The sequence below is a fragment of the Rahnella sp. PD4 genome (assembly GCF_049199325.1).
Lineage (GTDB): Bacteria > Pseudomonadota > Gammaproteobacteria > Enterobacterales > Enterobacteriaceae > Rahnella > Rahnella perminowiae.
The window spans coordinates 21,551-41,244 of sequence record NZ_JBLZQF010000007.1; the positions used below are offsets into that span (position 1 = coordinate 21,551).

The window sequence follows — 19,694 nt, forward strand, 5'->3', positions numbered from 1 at the left end:
AAAAAAAGCTGCTTAATTCAGCAGCCTTTTGTTTCAAATTCAGAAAAAATCAATGACGCTTTCCGTCATCATCTTCGTCGACAAAATCTTCATCTTCGCCGTCTTCACCTTCTTCGTCGTCATCGCCTTCGAAGTAAGTGCCCCAGCCGTCATAACTGACGCCGTTGGCTTCGGCCAGATTCATCAGTTGCTCAACCTGGGTGTCGATCAGCTCCGCTTTCAGCGCGATTTCGCTGATTACATCACAGCACATCACGACTGAACCGTCTTCCACTTCCAGCTCTTCAGCATCAGTAACTTCATAACCCAGTTTGAAAGCTTCAACGGCCGCTTTCTCCAGAACGTCAAATTTCTCTGAAGATAAGTGGTGTTCGATAGTGTAAAGCGCGTCAGGATCACTGCCATCATCCAGCAGTTCTTCGATGATTAAGCGAGTCTCTTCACGTTGTTCTTCCAGCAATTCACGGTTTGCCATATCTCTGTCCTCAATCAATGTGACGTTTGTACGCTATTTTCACACACCGCAGGGCGCGTCTCCACTATAAACGACAAAGTTTTTACTGCGGGGTTGTATTTGCATATTCATACAGTTAAATTGAATTTAAATTCAATCCGAAATGCTTACGCGCTATGGAGCGACATCATGAGTTTGTTGAGTAAACGTCATTTTCTCAGGTTACTGGATTTTACCCCGTCAGAGATTTCGTCACTGCTGAAACTCTCCGCAGAATTAAAGGCCGCTAAGAAGAACGGCACCGAAAAAGCCAGTCTGCAAGGCAAAAACATCGCGCTCATCTTCGAAAAAGACTCAACCCGCACCCGGTGCTCTTTCGAAGTTGCCGCATACGATCAGGGCGCAAAAGTCACCTATCTCGGCCCAAGTGGCAGCCAGATCGGCCATAAAGAATCGATGAAAGATACCGCCCGCGTCCTCGGGCGCATGTACGACGGTATTCAGTATCGCGGTTACGGGCAGGATAAAGTGGAAATTCTGGCCCACTATGCCGGTGTACCGGTATGGAATGGCCTGACCAACGAATTTCACCCGACACAACTGCTGGCTGATCTGCTGACCATGCAGGAACATCTGCCGGGCCAGCCGCTGAAAGGCATGCGTCTGGCCTATCTGGGAGATACCCGTAACAACATGGGCAATTCCCTGCTGGAGGCTGCGGCGTTATGCGGACTGGATTTGCGCCTTGTTGCGCCTTCGGCCTGCTGGCCGGAAGCCGAACTGGTCGCCACCTGTGAACATCTGGCGAAAGAAAACGGCGGCAGCATCACCCTGACCGAAGATATCGCAACCGGCGTGAAAGATGCTGATTTCCTTTACACCGACGTCTGGGTTTCCATGGGGGAGCCGAAAGAAGTGTGGAAAGAACGCATTAATCTGCTGCGTCCTTATCAGGTGAACAGCGCGATGCTGGCGCTGACCGGCAATCCGCAGGTGAAATTCCTGCACTGCCTGCCGGCATTTCATGACGACCAGACCACACTTGGCAAACAAATGGCAGAAGAGTATGGCCTGCACGGGGGGATGGAAGTCACCGATGACGTCTTTGAATCCCGCCACAGCGTAGTGTTTGATCAGGCGGAAAATCGTCTGCACACGATCAAAGCGGTAATGGTTGCCACGCTCGCTAACCACTGATTTTTCCCGGCGTGCAGCAAGGCTAACTTTCCTGCACGCCGTAATCTTTACATCATTTTGCACTTTATCCCGCCCGTTCCCGTCAGAAGACCGCATTTTCAACTAACCTTTTTAAAGCGTTTCATCAAAAAAACAAAAATGCAGAAGAAGGAACCGATATGAGCTCAGTGAATCTTGAGTATGTTCTGCGGCTGGAAAGCCTGCTAAGCAGGATTTACCCCCGGGAACACATCGCCGACCTGCTGAAAAAAATCCTGCATCTCGCCGACAAATGGAATTACGGCAAACACCGCACCACCGGCTGGGTGGATGGCACCAACGTTTATCTGATTACTTATGGCGATAATATCCGTCACGGCGAGCAACCACCGCTGGCGACGCTCAATCACTTCGCCAACACCTATCTGCGCGACATCATCAGTGATATCCATATACTGCCGATGTATCCCTACAGTTCGGACGATGGATTCAGCGTCATTGACTACCGGCGGATCGATGAACATCTCGGCGGCTGGTCAGATATTCATCACCTTTCGGCCAATTTCAACCTGATGTTTGACTGCGTGATCAATCATATTTCACGCTCAAGCGAGTGGATGAAAGGCTATCTGCATGACGATCCGTATTACAAAGATTACTTTATTGCCGCTAATCCTGAGCTGGATTACAGCCGCGTCGTACGCCCGCGCGCTTCACCGCTGCTCTCACCATTTATCAAAACCGACGGCACCGAGTTATATCTGTGGACGACGTTCAGTGAAGATCAGGTGGATATTAATTTCAAAAATCCTCAGGTTTTACTGGAAAGTATTGATGTGCTGTTGCAGTACGCCGCCAGCGGCGGGCAGTCGATCCGCCTTGATGCGATTGGCTATATCTGGAAGGAAGCCGGGACGCGCTGCATTCATATGCCTCAGGCGCACAATATTATTAAAGTCTGGCGCACCATTCTCGATGAAGTGATCCCCGGCACGCGGATCATTACGGAAACCAACGTCCCGCATCACGAAAATATCAGTTATTTCGGCGAAGGTGACGAGGCACATATGGTGTATCAGTTCCCGCTGCCGCCGCTGACCTTGTACGCTTTTCTGCGTCAGGACACCACCACACTGACCCAGTGGGCGAAGAGCCTGAATGCAGAAGCGCGTTACCCGGACACCACCTATTTCAACTTCCTTGCCAGCCACGACGGCATCGGTTTACGCCCGACCGAAACCTTCCTGACCGATGACGAACGTAAATACATGGCGCAGGAGACACTGCGTAAGGAAGGCCGCGTATCCTATAAAGACAACGGTGACGGCACGCATTCCCCTTACGAACTGAACATTAATTACCTGAGCGCGCTGACCGAGCCGGAAGACAGTACCGAAATGAAAGCCCGCAAGTTTCTGGCAGCCCAGGCGCTGTTGCTGTCGTTTATCGGCGTCCCGGCGATTTATATTCACAGCCTGCTGGGCAGTGAGAACGATCTCGACGGCATGCACCAGTCCGGGATCAACCGCCGTATCAACCGTAAAAAGTTGGATCTGACGACCCTTGAAGCTGAACTGGAAAAAAAAGACGGCTTGCGTGCCCGCATTTTTTACGGGTTACAGACACTCATCAGGCACCGCCGCGAACATCCAGCGTTTTCACCACAGGCTGGCCAGCGCGTGTTTGATCTGGGCAAATCCCTGTTTGCAATGGAACGCTATGATCCAAAAACTGAAGACCGGATCAGCTGCATATTCAATATCAGCGATCATTCTCAGATGTTGAAGCTGGCAGTCGAGGGGAAGGATCTGATTGGCGGAGAAGTCTTTAACGGCCAGATGCGTCTCCGGCCGTGGCAGGTAGTATGGATCAAACACAAACTCAAAGCGCCGGAACGTCTCGGCAGGCTGCGTCGCTGGCGGATGAAGCTGATCAAGCGCACAAAGCGCTACACAATAGGCATTAAGCGGACAATGCGCTGACGTTCATTTTCACCACGGCTTTACGTACGTTGGCCGGTTCGCCGACGGCGCACAGGGGTTTATGCACTTCGCCCGGATAAAACACCACGAAGTCACCGGTCTGCATGATCATGGTTTTTTCCTGCTCGCCAGCAGCCAGGAACGCAATGTCTTTATCTTCCAGCCAGTCGGTATCGACATACCCTGCCGGTAAATTGCTGAATGTCATGCCTTCGGTGCCGTTCAGCACAATCTGAATATCCAGATTACGCGCGTGGAATTCAGCACGGCGTTCAGCCTGCGGTGCCGTCGAATCATTGGAAATCAGCACAAAGACGTCGTCACCACGGATATCGTGTTTGCCCAGCGGCGTCTGTGGTGTGATGTGTTGTTTAACGTATTCAATGGCCTCGCGCAGTTCAGCGGGCAGATAAGGGACAAGATGCAGTTGGTTAATATTGCCGGTTATCATGGTATTCCCTTCGCTAATGTGAAAATGAAATAGTGTTTCAATGCCTGCACATGATAATGCACGCAAAGGCTACACCCTTTGATCCAGTTAACAGTTTTTGTCTCCGTTTTCCGTCATACCAATCGATTGCCTGCAAGGTATTTTTCTGCTTGATGTCGTCAATGACCCGCGTATAATGCGCCACAATTTGTCGGGAGAACCCATGAAAAATCGCCATGTTTTGTGCTCAGATCATCGACCAAACACTGTGCCGTCAGGCAGTCCGCTGCCGTTGTTCTCCCGTGGTATTACCGTTTTACTGAAAGCCCCTCATTGAGGGGCTTTTTTTTGTCCGGAATTTGAGCGCCATACTTTTATACGTAAAGCACAGGAGAATGACTATGGCTAATCCGCTGTATCAGAAAGACATCATTTCTATCAACGATCTCAGCCGCGAAGAGCTGGAACTGGTACTCGATACCGCTGCCAGCCTGAAAGCCAACCCGCAGCCTGAATTGCTGAAACACAAAGTGATCGCCAGTTGTTTCTTCGAAGCCTCAACCCGTACGCGCCTGTCATTTGAAACCTCAATGCATCGTCTGGGGGCCTCAGTGGTCGGTTTCTCCGACAGCAGCAACACATCGCTCGGTAAAAAAGGTGAAACACTGGCCGATACCATTTCGGTTATCAGCACCTACGTCGATGCGATTGTGATGCGTCATCCGCAGGAAGGCGCGGCACGTCTGGCAACCGAATTCTCCGGCGGTATTCCGGTACTCAACGCCGGTGACGGTGCGAACCAGCATCCGACACAAACCCTGCTGGATTTGTTCACCATCCAGGAAACGCAGGGGCGTCTCGATAACATCAAGATCGCCATGGTCGGTGACCTGAAATATGGCCGCACGGTGCATTCACTGGCGCAGGCGCTGGCAAAATTTAACGGCAACCGATTCTACTTTATCGCGCCGGATGCGCTGGCGATGCCGGGGTATATCCTGACGTTACTGGAAGAGAAAGGCATCGAATACAGCCTGCACAGCAGCATTGATGAAGTGGTCTCTGAAATCGACATTCTGTACATGACCCGCGTGCAAAAAGAGCGTCTTGATCCGTCGGAATACGCCAACGTGAAAGCGCAGTTTGTCCTGCGGGCGGCTGACCTGACGGATGCTCAGCCGCACCTGAAAGTGCTTCACCCGCTGCCGCGTATCGACGAAATCACGCCGGATGTCGATAAAACGCCGTATGCCTGGTATTTCCAGCAGGCCGGTAACGGAATTTTTGCGCGTCAGGCTTTGCTGGCGCTGGTTCTGAACGCAGACACTGCACAGTAAACTTGAGGAGAAAACGATTATGACACACGACAATAAACTTCAGGTTGAAGCGATCAAATGCGGTACGGTCATCGACCATATTCCGGCGCAGGTCGGATTTAAGCTCCTGTCTCTGTTCAAGTTTACCCAAACGGAGCAGCGTGTCACCGTTGGCCTGAATCTGCCTTCCGGTGAGCTGGGCCGTAAAGACATCATTAAAATCGAAAACACCTTCCTGACCGATGAACAGGTCAATCAGCTGGCGGTGTATGCGCCGCGTGCGACGGTGAACCGCATCGATAATTACGACGTGGTGAAAAAGCTGATGCCAACGCTGCCGGACCGTATCGTTGGTGTTCTGCGCTGCCCGAACGGCAACTGTATCAGCCGTTTTGAACCGGTGGATTCCAGCTTTGCGGTGAAACAACGTGCAGACGGCGTGCACCTGAAATGCAAATACTGCGAGAAAGAGTTTGAGCATCAGGTGGTGCTCAATAACGACTGAGCCTTTATACTGGGGGATAACTTCCCGTTCCCCTTAACTCAAATCAGGAGACATTATGTCCCGCGAAATCAGCACTGAAAACGCCCCGGCCGCTATCGGTCCTTATGTTCAGGGTGTGGATCTGGGCAGCATGATCATCACTTCCGGTCAGATCCCTGTGGATCCTAAAACCGGTGCAGTCGCTGACGACATTGCTGCACAGGCGCGTCAGTCACTGGAAAACGTTCAGGCGATCGTTGAAGCCGCTGGCCTGAAAGTGTCAGATATCGTGAAAACGACCGTTTTCGTAAAAGATCTGAACGACTTTGCCACCGTTAACGCCACTTACGAAGCCTTCTTCACTGAGCATAATGCGCCATTCCCGGCCCGTTCTTGCGTAGAGGTGGCCCGTCTGCCAAAAGATGTGAAAATCGAAATCGAAGCCATCGCCGTCCGCCGTTAAACCGCGTCAGTGATGCACCAGACCAGCCTGCGGGCTGGTTTTTTTTGCCCTGTTTTCAGGCAAACAAACTTCACCTCGCCCTATAATTAAGCAGACCGGCCTCATTTCCCCCATTTTTCAGCCCGTTTTGCACGCTGGCACACTTTATGCCTGATCTTCATTGTTATTGAACGATTCAATTGCAGCCTGTCCAGTTTGTGAGGTGATGATGATCAAGATTGACCTTTCCGATTCACCCTTTTTTGATGAGATGTTAATGGCTGAAGGCAAACACCGCAGCCATTATCAGGCCTACTGGCAATGGTTGCAGCAAGCCGATCAACAGGCAGTCCAGCGCAAAAAAGAGGAAGCCGCGCTGTTGTTTCACCGGGTGGGGATTACCTTTAATGTTTATGGCGAAGATGATGGCGCGGAACGGCTGATCCCGTTCGACAGCGTGCCGCGCATTATTCCGGCCAGTGAATGGCAAATGCTCGATCGCGGGATCCGTCAGCGGGTTCAGGCGCTGAATGCCTTTTTGCATGATATTTATCATGACCAGAAGATCCTCAAAGCGGGGATCGTGCCCGCTGAACAGGTACTGGCCAACGATCAGTATCAGCCGTGCATGCAGGGTATTGATCTTCACCGGGACACTTACGCGCACATTGCCGGCACCGACATGGTACGTGGAGGCGATGGCGAATACTACGTGCTGGAAGACAACCTGCGTACGCCGTCCGGCGTGTCTTACATGATGGAAAACCGCAAAATGATGATGCGGCTATATCCTGAATTGTTTGCCGAGCAGCGTATCGCACCGGTTTCCCGCTACCCTTCCCATTTACTGCAAACCCTGCGCGAAAGCACGACCGTCAACGATCCGACCGTCGTGGTGCTCACGCCGGGGCGTTTTAACAGTGCGTATTTTGAGCACAGCTTCCTCGCCCAGCAAATGGGCGTTGAGTTGGTGGAAAGCGTCGATCTGTTCGTGAAAGACGGCGCGGTGTTTATGCGTACCACCGCCGGACCGTGCAAAATTGACGTGATTTACCGGCGTATCGATGACGCGTTCCTTGATCCGCTGGCGTTCCGCGCCGACTCGATGCTCGGCGTACCCGGTTTGCTTTCCGTGTATCGCTCTGGCGGCGTGGTGCTGGCCAATGCGATCGGCACCGGCGTGGCGGACGACAAATCGATCTACCCGTATGTACCGGATATGATCCGCTACTATCTGGCCGAAGATCCGATCCTCAATAATGTGCCGACCTGGCAATGCCGCAAGGAAAGCGATCTGTCTTTCGTGCTGGCGAATCTGGAAAAAATGGTGGTGAAGGAGGTTCATGGTGCAGGCGGTTACGGCATGCTGATTGGCCCGACGGCCAGTAAAGCGGAAATTGAACGCTTCCGCGAATTACTGCGCACCCGCCCGGAAAACTACATCGCACAGGAAACGCTGGCGCTTTCCACCTGCCCGACTTTCGTGGGTGACGGGCTGGCTCCGCGTCATATCGACCTGCGGCCTTTTGCCCTGAGCGGTGCGGAAATCCGGCTGGTACCGGGCGGATTAACCCGCGTGGCGCTGGCTGAAGGCTCGCTGGTCGTGAACTCATCTCAGGGCGGCGGCACCAAAGACACCTGGGTACTGGAAGAGAATCCGACGGAGGATGACGCATGCTAAGCAGAACAGCCAGCGAACTGTACTGGATGGCGCGTTATCTGGAACGCGCCGAGAATATTGCACGCCTGCTGGACGTGACCAATAAGCTGTCGCTGATGTCGATTCGTGACGTCAACGCACGCGATGAAAACAATGATTTGCTGGTGCCGCTGACCATGACCGGCACACGGACATTATTCAACGAACATTATCCGCAAGAATCCATGGGCAATCTGCTCAACTTCTTCGCGCTGGACAGTTCCAACCACAGCAGCATTTTCAGTTGTCTGCAAATGGCCTGGAACAATGCACATGCGGTGCGCGGCAGCCTCTCTTCTGAAGTCTGGGAAAGCATTAATGCCACCTGGATCGAGATGAAACTGATCCGCCGTCAGGGCGTGGGTTCTGCCGGTGCGGACGCTTTCTTCGACTGGGTTAAAGAGCGCTCACACCTGTTCCGCGGTGCCATGTTCGGTACATTACTGCGCAGTGATGCCCTGAACTTTATCCGTCTCGGCACCATGCTTGAGCGTGCAGACAGTACCGCCCGTTTGCTGGATGCCAAAAATCAGTTGCTGAATGCTGATGAAGATCCGGTGCGCGAATATTACCGGATGGATACCCTGCTGCGTGCGGTCAGCGCCCGCGAGGCATTCCACACACTTTACAAGCAGCAACTCAGCCAGAAACATATTGCAGAGCTGCTGATACTGCGCCGCGAATTACCGCGATCCTTACTTTCCTGTGTCGAAATCATGGCTGAACAACTTGAAGAAATCGGGGGTAGCGCAGGCAATCTGCCACGCCGCCGTGTCCACACCCTGCACGCTCAGCTTCGTTTCACTGAAATGGACGAGATCGTTGAAATGGGTCTCAGCCCGTGGTTAATGCAGTTTCTGGATCAGACCAATGCCATCGCTGAGAGCATTCATCAAACCTATCTGGAGGCTCAATAATGAAACTGAATGTCACGCATCAGACGCATTACAGCTATGCACAACAAGTTAAACACAGCACGCAATATCTGCGCCTCACGCCGCAGGATTCCAGCCATCAGAAGATTTTGTCATGGGATCTGACTTTGCCGGAATACGCTACCCGCACGCTGGATGCCTACGGCAACGTATTGCATGTCCTGACGCTCGATCAGCCTCATCAGGCGATCACCATTGAAGCCAACGGTGTGGTCGAGATAGAAGACAATACCGAGGACGACCATTGCGGACATCTCTCGCCACTGGTGTTTTTGCGCACCAGCCCGCTGACATTGGCCGACGGCGCAATCCGCGATTTCGCCAGCCGTTATTACCGGCCACAGGCGCAGCACGAAAGTCTGTGCAACCTGATGGGCGAGTTATTGCTGAAAATGCCTTACAACCCCGGCAGCACCACGGTAAAAGACAGCGCCTCACAAGCCTTTTCCGCACAAACGGGCGTATGTCAGGATCACACGCACGTTTTCCTCGCCTGTTGCCGCAGCCTGGGCATTCCGGCGCGCTACGTCAGCGGCTATCTTTACTCGGAAGATTCAACGCATGTGGCGATGCACGCCTGGGCGGAAGCCTGGCTGGATGACCGCTGGCAGAGCTTTGATGTCACCAACAACACCTGCAAACCGAATCAGCATTTGAAACTGGCTATCGGCATAGATTATCTTGATGCATGCCCGGTCCGCGGTATCCGGTTGGGCGGAGGAAGCGAAGATATGCGTACTGTCGCGGCCGTTGCTATGCTTGACGTTCCGCAATGACCCTGAATCCCTGAGGAAACATTTTTATGACTTACTGTGTGGCCATGCGCTTGTCCTCTGGCCTGGTGTTTGTTTCAGATTCACGCACCAATGCCGGAGTGGACCATATTTCCACCTTCCGTAAGCTGCATGTTTTTCATCAAAGCGATGAACGCGTGCTGGTGATTCAGAGCGCCGGAAATCTGGCGACCACACAGAGTATTATTAGTCTGCTGCATCGCCGCTGTGTAGATGATGAGCGGGAAAACCTGCTGAACGTGAAATCGCTCTACGATGCCGCCAGCCTGCTGGGTGAAACGGTGCGTGAAGTGATTGCGCGTGACAGCGGCGCAAATCAGGGCGGCAACACGGATTTCAGCTGCAACCTGTTGCTCGGTGGCCAGATTAAGGGGGAGGGCCAGCGGCTGTTCCACATTTATCCGCAGGGGAATTTCATCGAAGCCACGCACGACACGCCGTATTTCCAGATTGGTGAAAGTAAGTACGGCAAACCGATTATCGATCGCGTACTGAGTTACGACACCGCGCTGGATCAGGCCATGCAATGTGCGCTGATTTCGATGGATTCCACATTACGCAGCAATCTTTCCGTCGGCCTGCCACTGGATGTGATGACCTATCCGACAGACAGTTTCAACGCTGCGCAACAGCACCGGATCACCGAAACACATCCGTATTTCGACATGATCCGCAAAGGCTGGGGCGAAGGCCTGCTGAGTATTTTTGCGCAGTTGCCGCCGCTGAAATTAGACGAGTAACAAACCGCCACATCGGGTCTGGGGAAAATGGACAACCTCAGACCTGCCCCGTATTATCCCTATCCCGTCCTTAATACGGATATTTGAGGTGCATATATTGTGGCAGTCACTATTTATGATATTGCCCGTCTGGCAAAAGTGTCCAAGTCTACCGTTTCCAGAGTTATCACCAACCAGACCAATATTTCGCCAGATGCCCGGGAGCGCGTGCTGGATGCCATCCGCACACTGAATTATCAGCCAAGTAAACTTGCGCGGGCGCTGACGTCCAAAGGTTTTGATGCGATTCTGGTGATTTCCACCCGTTCGACCAAAACCACCGCCGGTAACCCTTTCTTCTCCGAAATATTGCAATCCATTGCCCTGAGAGCTGAAGAAGAGGGTTTTGATGTTATTTTGCAAACATCCAAAAATAGCGAAGAAGATTTGCAAAAGTGTGTCGCGAAAATAACTGAAAAAATGGTGAAAGGCGTGATAATGCTCAGTTCGCCTGCCGATGAATATATCCTGGAGCAACTGGATAATTGTCAGGTGCCGGTGATGGTGATTGGCAATATTGAAGGAACGTATCAGCACGTTTTCTCCGTCGATACCGATAATTTTCAGGACAGCTACCGGCTGACAGAACATCTTATTTCGCTCGGTCACCAGGATATTGCCTGCCTGCACGCGCCGCTGGATTACCACGTATCCATTGATCGTCTTGCGGGATATAAGCGCGCCATGCAGGATGCCGGTCTGCCCGTGCAACCCGACCTGATGATTGACGGCGGTTATACCACAGAAAGTGCCTATCTGGCGGCGACAACATTATTGCAATGTGCCCGTCCGCCGACAGCCGTTTTCGCCACCGATGCCGTGAAAGTCATGAGCATTTACCGTGCGGCCCATGAACAGAAAAAGATCATCCCCGACGAAATTTCCATCACCGGTTACAGCAGTGACAATATTTCCCCCCTCCTTTCCCCGGGGCTGACTGGCATTGAAATTCCTATCCGCGAGTTAGGCTGTCAGGGTTGCGGTTTATTATTCGATAAAATTTTTAACCGCCCCGGCACTCACTCCCGCACGCTGGTGCCGACCCAATTGGTGGTGAATCATTCCGCCATACCGCTCGCGGCCAGAAAATAAAAAAACCGACCGGAAAAACAGCTTCCGGTCGGGTGATGAGGTGCATCAGAAAGAATAGGTGATCCCGACACCAGTATAATGGAATTTGGTCTTCGCATTGGCGCTGGCATCGGTATTATCGTGCAGCTGCAATTCGTAGGCATATTCCAGTGAGATGGCAAAACCGTTAGGTAAAGGCTGATTGATTAACAGCCCGAATCGCGTATCAGTTTCTCCTTCCCGCTCTGCGCGTTCATCATTGTAATAATAGGTATCCAGCGTCCGGCGGACATAAGGTGTGAGCACGGTTTTTCCGCCGGAGAACAGATCGACACTCACCGGCAAATAGATACGCGCTTCCTGTTTGGCGAATTCCCCGCGCTGGCTGTCACCGGTATTCCATCCGCGATCTAAATAATAACTGACCTGCATTGCGATATCGTCGGTGAAGCTGTATTTCAGGCCAGTTTCACCTTCAAACTCTTTATTCAGATAGCCGTTATCATCCATACTATTATAATAATTATACAACGCCATCCAGCCGTTATATTTCAACGCAGGACTGAGTGAAACCGACCAGTCTGGCTGAATGGTATAACGCTGGGTATTATAAGAACTGCCCTCTTTCTTCTTATCTTCATTATATTGCCACTGGTAGTTCCTGAAACCGAGCATCAGCCCCAGTGCATAATCTGCATTATCGGCAAACTGATAATGCGCATCGAATTCAACCTGATTAAACCAGTCGCTGCGCGTGTTTTGCGAATAATCAACATTATGATCTTCCTGATAAAACGCGCCGTATAAGTTCCACTTTCCTTTGCTGAAGTTAACAAATACCGTGGGTTCATAAGCGCCGTCTTTATCGCCCTGACCTTCTGTGTTCTCAGTTTCCTGCATGGCACCGATCTGCACCTGCCAGGGTTCGGCAGGTAACGCTGCGTTGCCGATCGGTACCGGTGTCAGCATTTCCGGTGAGTTATGATCTTCATTTTTATTCACGCTTTCGCTCTCAGCGGAAAAAGCCGACGAGCAGACCGCGCCGCATAATAATGCGGCAGCCACTTTTATTTTCATTATAATAATTCCTTTTACAGTAGGGACGGATGGATATTAAAAAACAGCTAACCTCTTTTAAAATTCGTATTATTTATACATGTTAGTGAAATGGATTATTAATCTGCGGTAATCACTTGCTCTGTTTCACCATCAAAGAAATGACATTTATTTATATCAAAGCGCAGGGGTAATAATTGCCCGGCCTGATAATCGGTATTCGCGTTTGAACGGCAAACAAACTCATGACCGCCAACCGAGCAATACAACATAAATTCTGCACCGGTCAGTTCAGCCACTGTAATTCGCGCATCAAAATGTGCACTCTGCTGCTCCGCACCGGCAATATTCTCAGGTCGGATACCGAGTACCAGCGGTTTACGCTGATAACCCTGCGTATTCAGTATCGCCAGTTTGTCTTCAGACACCGGAATACGCAGGCTTTCCGTTACGAAAAAGTCACCATCCAGCGCGCCGCGGATAAAGTTCATCGCCGGAGAACCAATAAAACCGGCCACAAACATATTTTGCGGATGGTTATAGACCGTCTTAGGCGCGCCAACCTGCTGGATAACGCCGTCTTTTATGACCACAATCCGCGTTGCCATGGTCATGGCTTCGGTCTGATCATGAGTGACATAAATCATTGTCGTATTGAGTTTATGATGCAGCTTGCTGATTTCAGCACGCATCTGTACCCGCAGCTTGGCATCAAGATTCGACAGCGGTTCGTCCATTAAAAAGACTTTGGCATCCCGCACAATGGCACGCCCGAGCGCAACCCGCTGACGCTGGCCGCCGGATAATGCCCCCGGACGTCGCGCCAGGTACTCATTCAGCCCGAGGATCTGCGCCGCATATTTCACCCGCTGGCTGATTTCCTCCGGCGCAATTTTTCTCAGCTTCAGGCCAAACGCCATGTTGTCGTACACCGACATATGCGGATACAGCGCATAGTTCTGAAATACCATGGCGATCTCGCGATCTTTCGGTGCGACGTCGTTCATCCGCACGCCGTCGATCAGCAGATCGCCGGAAGATATTTCCTCCAGCCCGGCGATCATGCGCAGGGTCGTGGATTTTCCGCAGCCGGAGGGGCCGACAAACACGATAAATTCTTTATCCGCGATCTCCAGATTAAAATCCTTCACCACGTGAACCTGCTTGTCGTAAATTTTCTGAATGTGTTGCAGTGTAATCTGAGCCATAATTTTCCCTTAAATGTCAGCGTGATGACGCAACCATTGCTGCCGGATAACTGCCCAAGACAGCCCCTCAGTAGAAGCCAGACGGTAATTTGCCCCTTCCAGCGTCGCACCAATGCCTATGGCGAAAATACCGCCGGCACGCAGGGCATCAATGCCCGCCTGCGCATCCTCAATCCCAACGGCATGTTGCGGCGAGATATTCAGCGCCTCGCAAACGTTGAGAAAAATTTCCGGATGGGGTTTGGAATGCGTGATACGGCGGGTGTCCGCGACATAATCGAAAGCCTGCTCCAGTCCCAGCGCCCTCAGCACCCGCGGGGCATTTTGTGAAACGGAAGCCAGACCGGTAAGCACACCCTGCTCGTGCAGCGTATGCAGCAATTCCCCCATCCCCGGCAAAATATCCGTCGTGGTCAGTCCGGCAAGTAAGCCGACATAATCAGCATTTTTCTCAGCAGCCATTGCGTCACATTCGGCCTGCGTAAAACTCCCGGTTTTTCCGCCCGAGGCGAGGATCCTCAGCAGTGATCCCTGACGACTGACGCCTTTGAGCTGCTCATTAAACCCAGTATCAATGTGGATCCCGATGCGCTGCGCCAGCCGTTGCCAGGCCATAAAGTGCAGATGGGCGGTATCCACCACCACACCGTCGAGGTCAAAAATGACGGCACGCGGCAGCAGGGGTTTAGTTTTCATCATGAGATCCTTCCAGAACGAGGCTTTCCGTAAACATATGAGAGATGCCGTTGATCCAGACCTTCAGCGGCCGGGCATCCGTTTTGCTGAGAGTAAGTTGCTGTGGTTCGAGGGTGACCATCAGGCGCGTTCCGCGCCAGTTCAGGGGGAACTGCAACCGCGTCCAGCCCTGCGGCAGTGAGGGCCAAAAATGCAGTTCACCCGACTGATAATCCAGCCCCGCAAACCCCATCAGTGCCCCTGTCCAGATAGCCGCAGCGGCTGCCGCATGAATGCCGTCATCCGAAGAATGAGGTTCCTCGCCCAGATCGATGCGGCACGCCTCGCGGTAAAACTGCAATGCCAGCGCTGTTTGCCCGGTCCGGGCGGCAACAATCGCATGCACCGATTTGCTCAGCGAAGAATCATGAATCGTACGCGGTTCATAAAAACGGAGATTGGCAGCCTGGCATTGTGGCGTGAACTGCGCGGGCAGCAGTTGCATGAGCATGACCACATCGGCCTGTTTGAGGATCTGCATCTCGTTGATTTCTGCACGGGAATAGTCCAGCAAAATGGCCTGTGTACCCTGCCGGGATTTATAGGGAGTCAGGTCGCACTGAGGTTTGCTGAGAAAGGAATCATCCTGCGCGATCACGCCCTGCGCATCGGGCTGCGGCAGGTACAGGTGCGTCAGGAAATCTTCCGCCTGTGTGAAAAATGCAGCATCCTGGTGATTAAATGCCTGCAAATACCGGCAGGCTTCCCGGACGTTGTACTGCGCCATATAATTGGTAAACGCATTATTATCAATATGTTCAGTATATTCATCCGGCCCGATGACGTTGAGAATTACCCACCGGTCCCCACGCCGTTCAGTGCGGCTCATCCAGAACAGGGCTGTCTCTTTCAGCAACGCCAGCCCCATTTGTTGCATAAATTCAGCGTCGCGCGTGGCCTGAAAATAGCCCACCGTGGCATAGGCGATATCCGCCACCAGATGATGCTCAGCTAACGCTGATGCCACCCGTTGCCGCTGACCGGTACGGATATTGATCGCCGCGAATTCCGGCGTTTCCTCTTTCCCGCTGAACGCACTTTCCCACGGGAACAGCGCCCCCTGATAGCCGTTACACCTGGCTTTCTCCTGCGCCTGCACCAGATTCCGATAGCGGTATTCCAGCAGTTTTCGCGCCTGTCCGGGCGCATTCAGCAGCGCAAAAGGCAGGATAAATATTTCGGTATCCCAGAATACATGCCCTTTATAGCCTTCGCCGGTCAGTCCTTTCGCCGCCACACTGGCACGCGCATCATGCGCCGGGATCATCAGCTTCAGGTGATAAAGCGCAAAATCCAGTGCACGCTGATCCTGTGGATGATCTGACGCCACGCAGACCCGCGATGCCTGCCAGTAATGCTGCCAGTGACGGGTATTTTCCATCAGCAGTTGTCCGTAACCTTGCTGTGCATGCACCGTTAAGGCTTCCAGGCAGCGTGCAGCGAAGGTGTTTTCAGGCAGGAAGTCCGCATCGAGCGATGTGGCAATCCAGCTGAATTTCTCCAGCGTGACCGCTTCACCGGCAGATAACGGCAGGCCGATATGTTGTAATAACTGACGGTTTTTCGCCGAAAAACTGCTGCTGGCGCGGGCGGGAAACAGGCACTGGCTGGTGATGACCGCCTGCTGCTGGCCGTCTGTGGTCTCATACCAACCCTGTAAAACGTTTTGATCGAAAACCCGCACTGAGCGCTCGTTCAGATGCTGTCTGCCGCTGTTGGTCTGCGTGGCATCCATGCCGGTACTGACGCACAGATGCGCGTCAGTATCCAGTGCGGTGACCGTTAAACGGCTCGCCACCAGCATCAGCGGAGAAAGCGCCACAAAACGACGGGTTTCGATTTTGAACCGCTGCCCGGCGGGCGACTGCCACACCAGTTCGCGGTAAAGCTCGCCGTTCATGGTGCGCAGTTCGCGCTGACAGGCAATCAGGGTGCCGGAAAGCAACGATAAACTTTCGCCGTTCAGCTCAATACGCATGCCGGTAATATCCGGCAGATTGACCAGTTCGGTGACTTCCGTCGCATTCGCGCGGTGATAAAAACCCGCGACAAACATGCCCCGCTGCTGGTCGGTATAGGCTTCCTCGTGACAGCCACGGATGCCAATCCGGCCATTGCCACAGGCATGCAGGCTCGCGTACTTATTCAGGCGATGGGGTGAAAACGGTGCTTCGGGCAGGATCTGAGGCTGGATCATAAATACACACTCTCCCCCGACTCTGCCGACGCATAGATTGCCGCCACCAGTTGCTGGACCCGGTATCCCTGTTCAGCATTTGCAACATCTGCCCTGTCTCCGCGCACTGCCCCGACAAATGCCTGAACGCTGCGTGCATGGCGTTGATCGTCAGCAACGTCCCGGTGGAATAACCTCACCAGTTCGCCCTTTTCATCGGTATATACCTGTGCAGGAAACAGCGTGGCACCGGCTTTATCACCGCAAAACTCAACGTTCATGACCGATTGCGGCTGTATGTTCAGTGCAAACGCCGTTTCCAGACGCAGCAACCCGCCGTTGCAGAACTCAATAGCGGCAAACACCGAATCTTCCACGCTGTATTTCTGCGGATCCCAGCGTCCGAACTGTCCTTCACTTTTACGGTTGCCGATTTTCTGAAACATCTGTGCGGTCACCTTGCGTACCGCCGGAAAACCGAGCACGTACAGGGCGGCATCCAGCATATGAATGCCGATGTCGATCAGCGGTCCGCCGCCGGACTGCGTTTTATCCGTAAAATTTCCCCAGCCGGGCACACCGCAGCGGCGTAGTGCCCGTGCGGTGGTGACATAGACCTCACCCAGTTCACCGGCTGTGACTTTTGCGCGTAAAATGCGTGCATCTTCGGCGAAACGGTGGTGAAAATCATAGGACAGTAACCGTCCGGCCTGTTCTGCTGCCTGCCACATTTCCAGCGCCTGTGCGGCGCTCATAGCCGGCGGTTTTTCACAGAACACATGACAGCCGTGCCGCAATGCCGTGATCACCTGCTGATGATGGAAAAGGTTGGGCGTACAAATGCTGACGATATCGGGATGTTCAGCCTCCAGCATTTCTTCCAGCGAGGTACAGGCGCGGGCGATACCGTTACGCTCTGCAAATGCCTGGGCGCGCGCCCTATCGCAGTCCACGACAGCCACCAGCTCAAGCCCCGGAAGCTGGCGGTAACAGGCCGCATGGACCTTTTCCGCCACCTGACCGGCACCGACCAGCGCCACTTTCAGCGTTCCTGCCGTACTCGTTATAAATTCCATTTTGCGGCCTGTCCGTCAGAGTAAATTGCGAAGATAGGTCAGGGAATCCTGATAAGCCTGTGCCGGATTTTCTGCCCGCACACGGCATTCGTAGACGATATAGCCGTCGTAACCATCTTCTTTCAGTTGCTGAAATGCGCGACCAAAATCAATACTGCCGCTGCCAGGCTGGTAACGGTGATTGTCAGCAATGTGGACGTGGCCGAGCAGATCACGTTGCTGATGGAATGCAGCGCTGAGGCAGTCCTCCTCAATGTTCATATGGTAAAAGTCGCCGATGATTTTGACGTGCTCAAGCGCGCCTTCTTCGATATAACGGCGTGCCTCTGCCAGCGTGTTTATCATGTGATCCTGATAGCGGTTCAGCGGCTCCAGATACACCGTAGTGCCGGTGCGTCTGGCCACATTTTCCAGCTCCCGCAGGGATGAGCTGACTGCCAGACGGTCGCCCGCCTGACTGCGCGGCGAGGTCATCGGCGGCAGGCGGTAGGTAAACATGCCCCAGGCGGCGGGCACGATGATCCCTTTACCGCCGACCTGCGAAAGCGCTTCCAGAATCGCCGTGATTTGCTGCACCCCGTTCAGACGACGCTCTTCAATGAAATCTCCGATCCAACCCTCATAGCCGCCGCAGGCAGTGATCACCGGCAGGCCGGTTTCGGCAATGGCGGCTTTCACGTCGTCAAGATGGTTCACCAGCAATTTGCCGTCGATTTCAAAGCCGTCGAAACCCATTGCCTTGATAAATTTGAATTTCTCCAGAATGTTTTCCGGGAAAAACGCCTGATTTTGTGTACCGATTTTCATGTCTAAGTCCTTTTAGAAAGTGATGCCGAGTTTGATGCTCTGATCAGGATGTTGATCGACGTATTTCATGTAGCTTTCCGCGCTGTTGCTGAACGTGACCACCGGGTCGATCAGATCATCGCAGTTCAGGTAGCCGTTCATCAGCAGTTCCCAGCAGGCGTCTTCGATGCGTTTACGGCTCCAGCGGGGATAGTCAGGATTGGGTTCGCTACATGCGCGGGAAAAGATGATTTTGGCGTTATTGAAGTGGGCTTCCCGCCCGAGGTTAAAGCCTTCGGCGAAAGGTTTGGCAAAGGCGACATAAGATATAGTGCCGCCGTAAGCGATGCCGCGCAGCGCCGCCTGCAACGCCTGGGCGTTGCCGCTGGTTTCGATAATGACGTCAGCACCCAGCTTGCCGGTGAGCTTTTTAATCTCCAGTCCGATGTCAGTGCCGATCGGATTAAACACCGCATCCGCGCCGTTTTTCAGTGCAATCTCCCCGCGTTTTTCCAGCGGATCAACGCCAATCACGATGCTCGCACCGGCCTTTTTCGCCAGTTGCACCGCAATTTGCCCGATGGCACCCAGCCCGACAATCACCACGAAATCCCCTACGCGGACATTGCCGTCGCGCACACCGCTCATGGCAAACTGTGCCGGGTCATAACAGACAGCGTTTTTCCATGAGGCACCGGCGGGCATTTTGCGTAATTTGTAATTGTTCACGGCGTTGACGATCACCGTTTCGCTCAGCGGTCCGTAGGTACAGACATCATCACCCAACGCGTAATCCGTCACCTCGTCGCCCCTTTCGCAGACGGTGCCCACCACCATGTTGCCGAGCTGGAAGTCGCCGAACACAATACCCCGCGGCGCATCTGCCGGACGCGGCACAAACATGCCCCATTCAGCAGAAAATTCTTCGTCGATAAACGGGCTGACGCCGCGAAAATCTACCACTTCGGTGCCGTGTTTCGGTGCGCCAAATTTCACGCGAATTTTGACTTCATGCGCCGCGACCGGGCGGTCCGCATAATCCATCAGTTCAGCCACGCGCGGCTGGGTTGCGACCAGTTTTTTCATCGGATATTC

Annotated in this window: 19 protein-coding genes; 10 read left to right on the plus strand and 9 right to left on the minus strand. The window is 53.1% G+C overall.

Going from position 1 to position 19,694, the window contains the following annotated elements; genetic code table 11:
- Positions 1-49: 49 nt before the first annotated feature.
- A complete protein-coding gene (rraB, locus tag ACOZIO_RS17235; protein WP_129954663.1) occupies positions 50-475 on the minus strand; it encodes a ribonuclease E inhibitor RraB in 426 nt (141 codons plus the stop codon).
- 168 nt (positions 476-643) lie between these two features.
- Here rraB and argF point away from each other — a divergent pair, with 168 nt between their 5' ends.
- Both argF and ACOZIO_RS17245 read left to right on the plus strand, forming a co-directional pair.
- Positions 644-1,651, plus strand: a complete 1,008-nt coding sequence (gene argF, locus ACOZIO_RS17240) for an ornithine carbamoyltransferase (protein WP_129954664.1) — start codon at positions 644-646, stop codon at positions 1,649-1,651.
- A gap of 158 nt (positions 1,652-1,809) precedes the next feature.
- A complete protein-coding gene (locus ACOZIO_RS17245; RefSeq protein WP_129954665.1) occupies positions 1,810-3,612 on the plus strand; it encodes a sugar phosphorylase in 1,803 nt (600 codons plus the stop codon).
- Here the strand turns inward: ACOZIO_RS17245 and ACOZIO_RS17250 are convergent.
- On the minus strand, positions 3,593-4,063 hold the full coding sequence (locus ACOZIO_RS17250) for a YhcH/YjgK/YiaL family protein (protein ID WP_129954666.1): 471 nt from the start codon (positions 4,061-4,063) through the stop codon (positions 3,593-3,595). The two genes, ACOZIO_RS17245 and ACOZIO_RS17250, sit on opposite strands and share 20 nt — an antisense overlap.
- Positions 4,064-4,443: 380 nt before the next feature.
- On the opposite strand from ACOZIO_RS17250, the gene pyrB reads away from it, so the two are divergent.
- The 8 genes from pyrB (at position 4,444) to ACOZIO_RS17290 (ending at position 11,583) form a co-directional block, all read left to right on the plus strand.
- Positions 4,444-5,379 (plus strand): aspartate carbamoyltransferase, encoded by a 936-nt coding sequence (gene pyrB, locus ACOZIO_RS17255; RefSeq protein WP_129954667.1) that lies wholly within the window; start codon positions 4,444-4,446, stop codon positions 5,377-5,379.
- 19 nt (positions 5,380-5,398) lie between these two features.
- On the plus strand, positions 5,399-5,863 hold the full coding sequence (pyrI, locus tag ACOZIO_RS17260; protein WP_013577172.1) for an aspartate carbamoyltransferase regulatory subunit: 465 nt from the start codon (positions 5,399-5,401) through the stop codon (positions 5,861-5,863).
- Between the two features lie 55 nt (positions 5,864-5,918).
- Positions 5,919-6,305: a 2-iminobutanoate/2-iminopropanoate deaminase gene (gene ridA, locus ACOZIO_RS17265; protein ID WP_056776488.1), complete on the plus strand. Its 387-nt coding sequence runs from the start codon at positions 5,919-5,921 to the stop codon at positions 6,303-6,305.
- A 208-nt stretch (positions 6,306-6,513) separates the two neighbouring features.
- Positions 6,514-7,965: a circularly permuted type 2 ATP-grasp protein gene (locus ACOZIO_RS17270; protein WP_129992016.1), complete on the plus strand. Its 1,452-nt coding sequence runs from the start codon at positions 6,514-6,516 to the stop codon at positions 7,963-7,965.
- Entirely contained in the window at positions 7,959-8,900 is a 942-nt protein-coding gene (locus tag ACOZIO_RS17275; protein WP_129954668.1) for an alpha-E domain-containing protein, read from the plus strand. The genes ACOZIO_RS17270 and ACOZIO_RS17275 overlap by 7 nt, the downstream gene beginning before the upstream one ends.
- Positions 8,900-9,694 (plus strand): transglutaminase family protein, encoded by a 795-nt coding sequence (locus ACOZIO_RS17280; protein ID WP_129954669.1) that lies wholly within the window; start codon positions 8,900-8,902, stop codon positions 9,692-9,694. Before ACOZIO_RS17275 ends, ACOZIO_RS17280 begins: the two co-directional genes overlap by 1 nt.
- A 26-nt stretch (positions 9,695-9,720) precedes the next feature.
- Complete coding sequence (locus ACOZIO_RS17285; protein ID WP_129954670.1) at positions 9,721-10,452, plus strand: proteasome-type protease; 732 nt, start codon at positions 9,721-9,723, stop codon at positions 10,450-10,452.
- A 99-nt stretch (positions 10,453-10,551) separates the two neighbouring features.
- Complete coding sequence (locus ACOZIO_RS17290; RefSeq protein ID WP_217220002.1) at positions 10,552-11,583, plus strand: LacI family DNA-binding transcriptional regulator; 1,032 nt, start codon at positions 10,552-10,554, stop codon at positions 11,581-11,583.
- A gap of 45 nt (positions 11,584-11,628) precedes the next feature.
- On the opposite strand, the gene ACOZIO_RS17295 is transcribed toward ACOZIO_RS17290, so the two are convergent.
- From ACOZIO_RS17295 to ACOZIO_RS17325, 7 genes are all read right to left on the minus strand, one after another.
- Entirely contained in the window at positions 11,629-12,639 is a 1,011-nt protein-coding gene (locus ACOZIO_RS17295) for an OmpG family monomeric porin (protein WP_258452871.1), read from the minus strand.
- 98 nt (positions 12,640-12,737) lie between these two features.
- Entirely contained in the window at positions 12,738-13,826 is a 1,089-nt protein-coding gene (locus ACOZIO_RS17300) for an ABC transporter ATP-binding protein (RefSeq protein WP_421595537.1), read from the minus strand.
- A gap of 9 nt (positions 13,827-13,835) precedes the next feature.
- A complete protein-coding gene (gene pgmB / locus ACOZIO_RS17305; RefSeq protein ID WP_129954855.1) occupies positions 13,836-14,522 on the minus strand; it encodes a beta-phosphoglucomutase in 687 nt (228 codons plus the stop codon).
- The gene (locus ACOZIO_RS17310; protein WP_129954674.1) at positions 14,512-16,758 is read right to left on the minus strand and encodes a glycoside hydrolase family 65 protein; all 2,247 of its coding nucleotides are present in this window, start codon (positions 16,756-16,758) and stop codon (positions 14,512-14,514) included. The genes pgmB and ACOZIO_RS17310 overlap by 11 nt, the downstream gene beginning before the upstream one ends.
- A complete protein-coding gene (locus ACOZIO_RS17315) occupies positions 16,755-17,813 on the minus strand; it encodes a Gfo/Idh/MocA family protein (protein ID WP_421595538.1) in 1,059 nt (352 codons plus the stop codon). The genes ACOZIO_RS17310 and ACOZIO_RS17315 overlap by 4 nt, the downstream gene beginning before the upstream one ends.
- Positions 17,814-17,828: 15 nt before the next feature.
- A complete protein-coding gene (locus ACOZIO_RS17320; protein WP_217157846.1) occupies positions 17,829-18,620 on the minus strand; it encodes a sugar phosphate isomerase/epimerase family protein in 792 nt (263 codons plus the stop codon).
- A 12-nt stretch (positions 18,621-18,632) separates the two neighbouring features.
- A complete protein-coding gene (locus ACOZIO_RS17325; RefSeq protein WP_421595539.1) occupies positions 18,633-19,685 on the minus strand; it encodes a zinc-dependent alcohol dehydrogenase in 1,053 nt (350 codons plus the stop codon).
- Positions 19,686-19,694: the final 9 nt, after the last annotated feature.

Excerpts from the sequence above, each read along its gene's own strand:
- rraB (WP_129954663.1), bottom strand. The coding sequence starts at position 475 with ATGGCAAACCGTGAATTGCTGGAAGAACAACGTGAAGAGACTCGCTTA.
- argF (WP_129954664.1), top strand. The coding sequence starts at position 644 with ATGAGTTTGTTGAGTAAACGTCATTTTCTCAGGTTACTGGATTTTACC.
- ACOZIO_RS17245 (WP_129954665.1), top strand. The coding sequence starts at position 1,810 with ATGAGCTCAGTGAATCTTGAGTATGTTCTGCGGCTGGAAAGCCTGCTA.
- ACOZIO_RS17250 (WP_129954666.1), bottom strand. The coding sequence starts at position 4,063 with ATGATAACCGGCAATATTAACCAACTGCATCTTGTCCCTTATCTGCCC.
- pyrB (WP_129954667.1), top strand. The coding sequence starts at position 4,444 with ATGGCTAATCCGCTGTATCAGAAAGACATCATTTCTATCAACGATCTC.
- pyrI (WP_013577172.1), top strand. The coding sequence starts at position 5,399 with ATGACACACGACAATAAACTTCAGGTTGAAGCGATCAAATGCGGTACG.
- ridA (WP_056776488.1), top strand. The coding sequence starts at position 5,919 with ATGTCCCGCGAAATCAGCACTGAAAACGCCCCGGCCGCTATCGGTCCT.
- ACOZIO_RS17270 (WP_129992016.1), top strand. The coding sequence starts at position 6,514 with ATGATCAAGATTGACCTTTCCGATTCACCCTTTTTTGATGAGATGTTA.
- ACOZIO_RS17275 (WP_129954668.1), top strand. The coding sequence starts at position 7,959 with ATGCTAAGCAGAACAGCCAGCGAACTGTACTGGATGGCGCGTTATCTG.
- ACOZIO_RS17280 (WP_129954669.1), top strand. The coding sequence starts at position 8,900 with ATGAAACTGAATGTCACGCATCAGACGCATTACAGCTATGCACAACAA.
- ACOZIO_RS17285 (WP_129954670.1), top strand. The coding sequence starts at position 9,721 with ATGACTTACTGTGTGGCCATGCGCTTGTCCTCTGGCCTGGTGTTTGTT.
- ACOZIO_RS17295 (WP_258452871.1), bottom strand. The coding sequence starts at position 12,639 with ATGAAAATAAAAGTGGCTGCCGCATTATTATGCGGCGCGGTCTGCTCG.
- ACOZIO_RS17300 (WP_421595537.1), bottom strand. The coding sequence starts at position 13,826 with ATGGCTCAGATTACACTGCAACACATTCAGAAAATTTACGACAAGCAG.
- pgmB (WP_129954855.1), bottom strand. The coding sequence starts at position 14,522 with ATGAAAACTAAACCCCTGCTGCCGCGTGCCGTCATTTTTGACCTCGAC.
- ACOZIO_RS17310 (WP_129954674.1), bottom strand. The coding sequence starts at position 16,758 with ATGATCCAGCCTCAGATCCTGCCCGAAGCACCGTTTTCACCCCATCGC.
- ACOZIO_RS17315 (WP_421595538.1), bottom strand. The coding sequence starts at position 17,813 with ATGGAATTTATAACGAGTACGGCAGGAACGCTGAAAGTGGCGCTGGTC.
- ACOZIO_RS17320 (WP_217157846.1), bottom strand. The coding sequence starts at position 18,620 with ATGAAAATCGGTACACAAAATCAGGCGTTTTTCCCGGAAAACATTCTG.
- ACOZIO_RS17325 (WP_421595539.1), bottom strand. The coding sequence starts at position 19,685 with ATGAAAAAACTGGTCGCAACCCAGCCGCGCGTGGCTGAACTGATGGAT.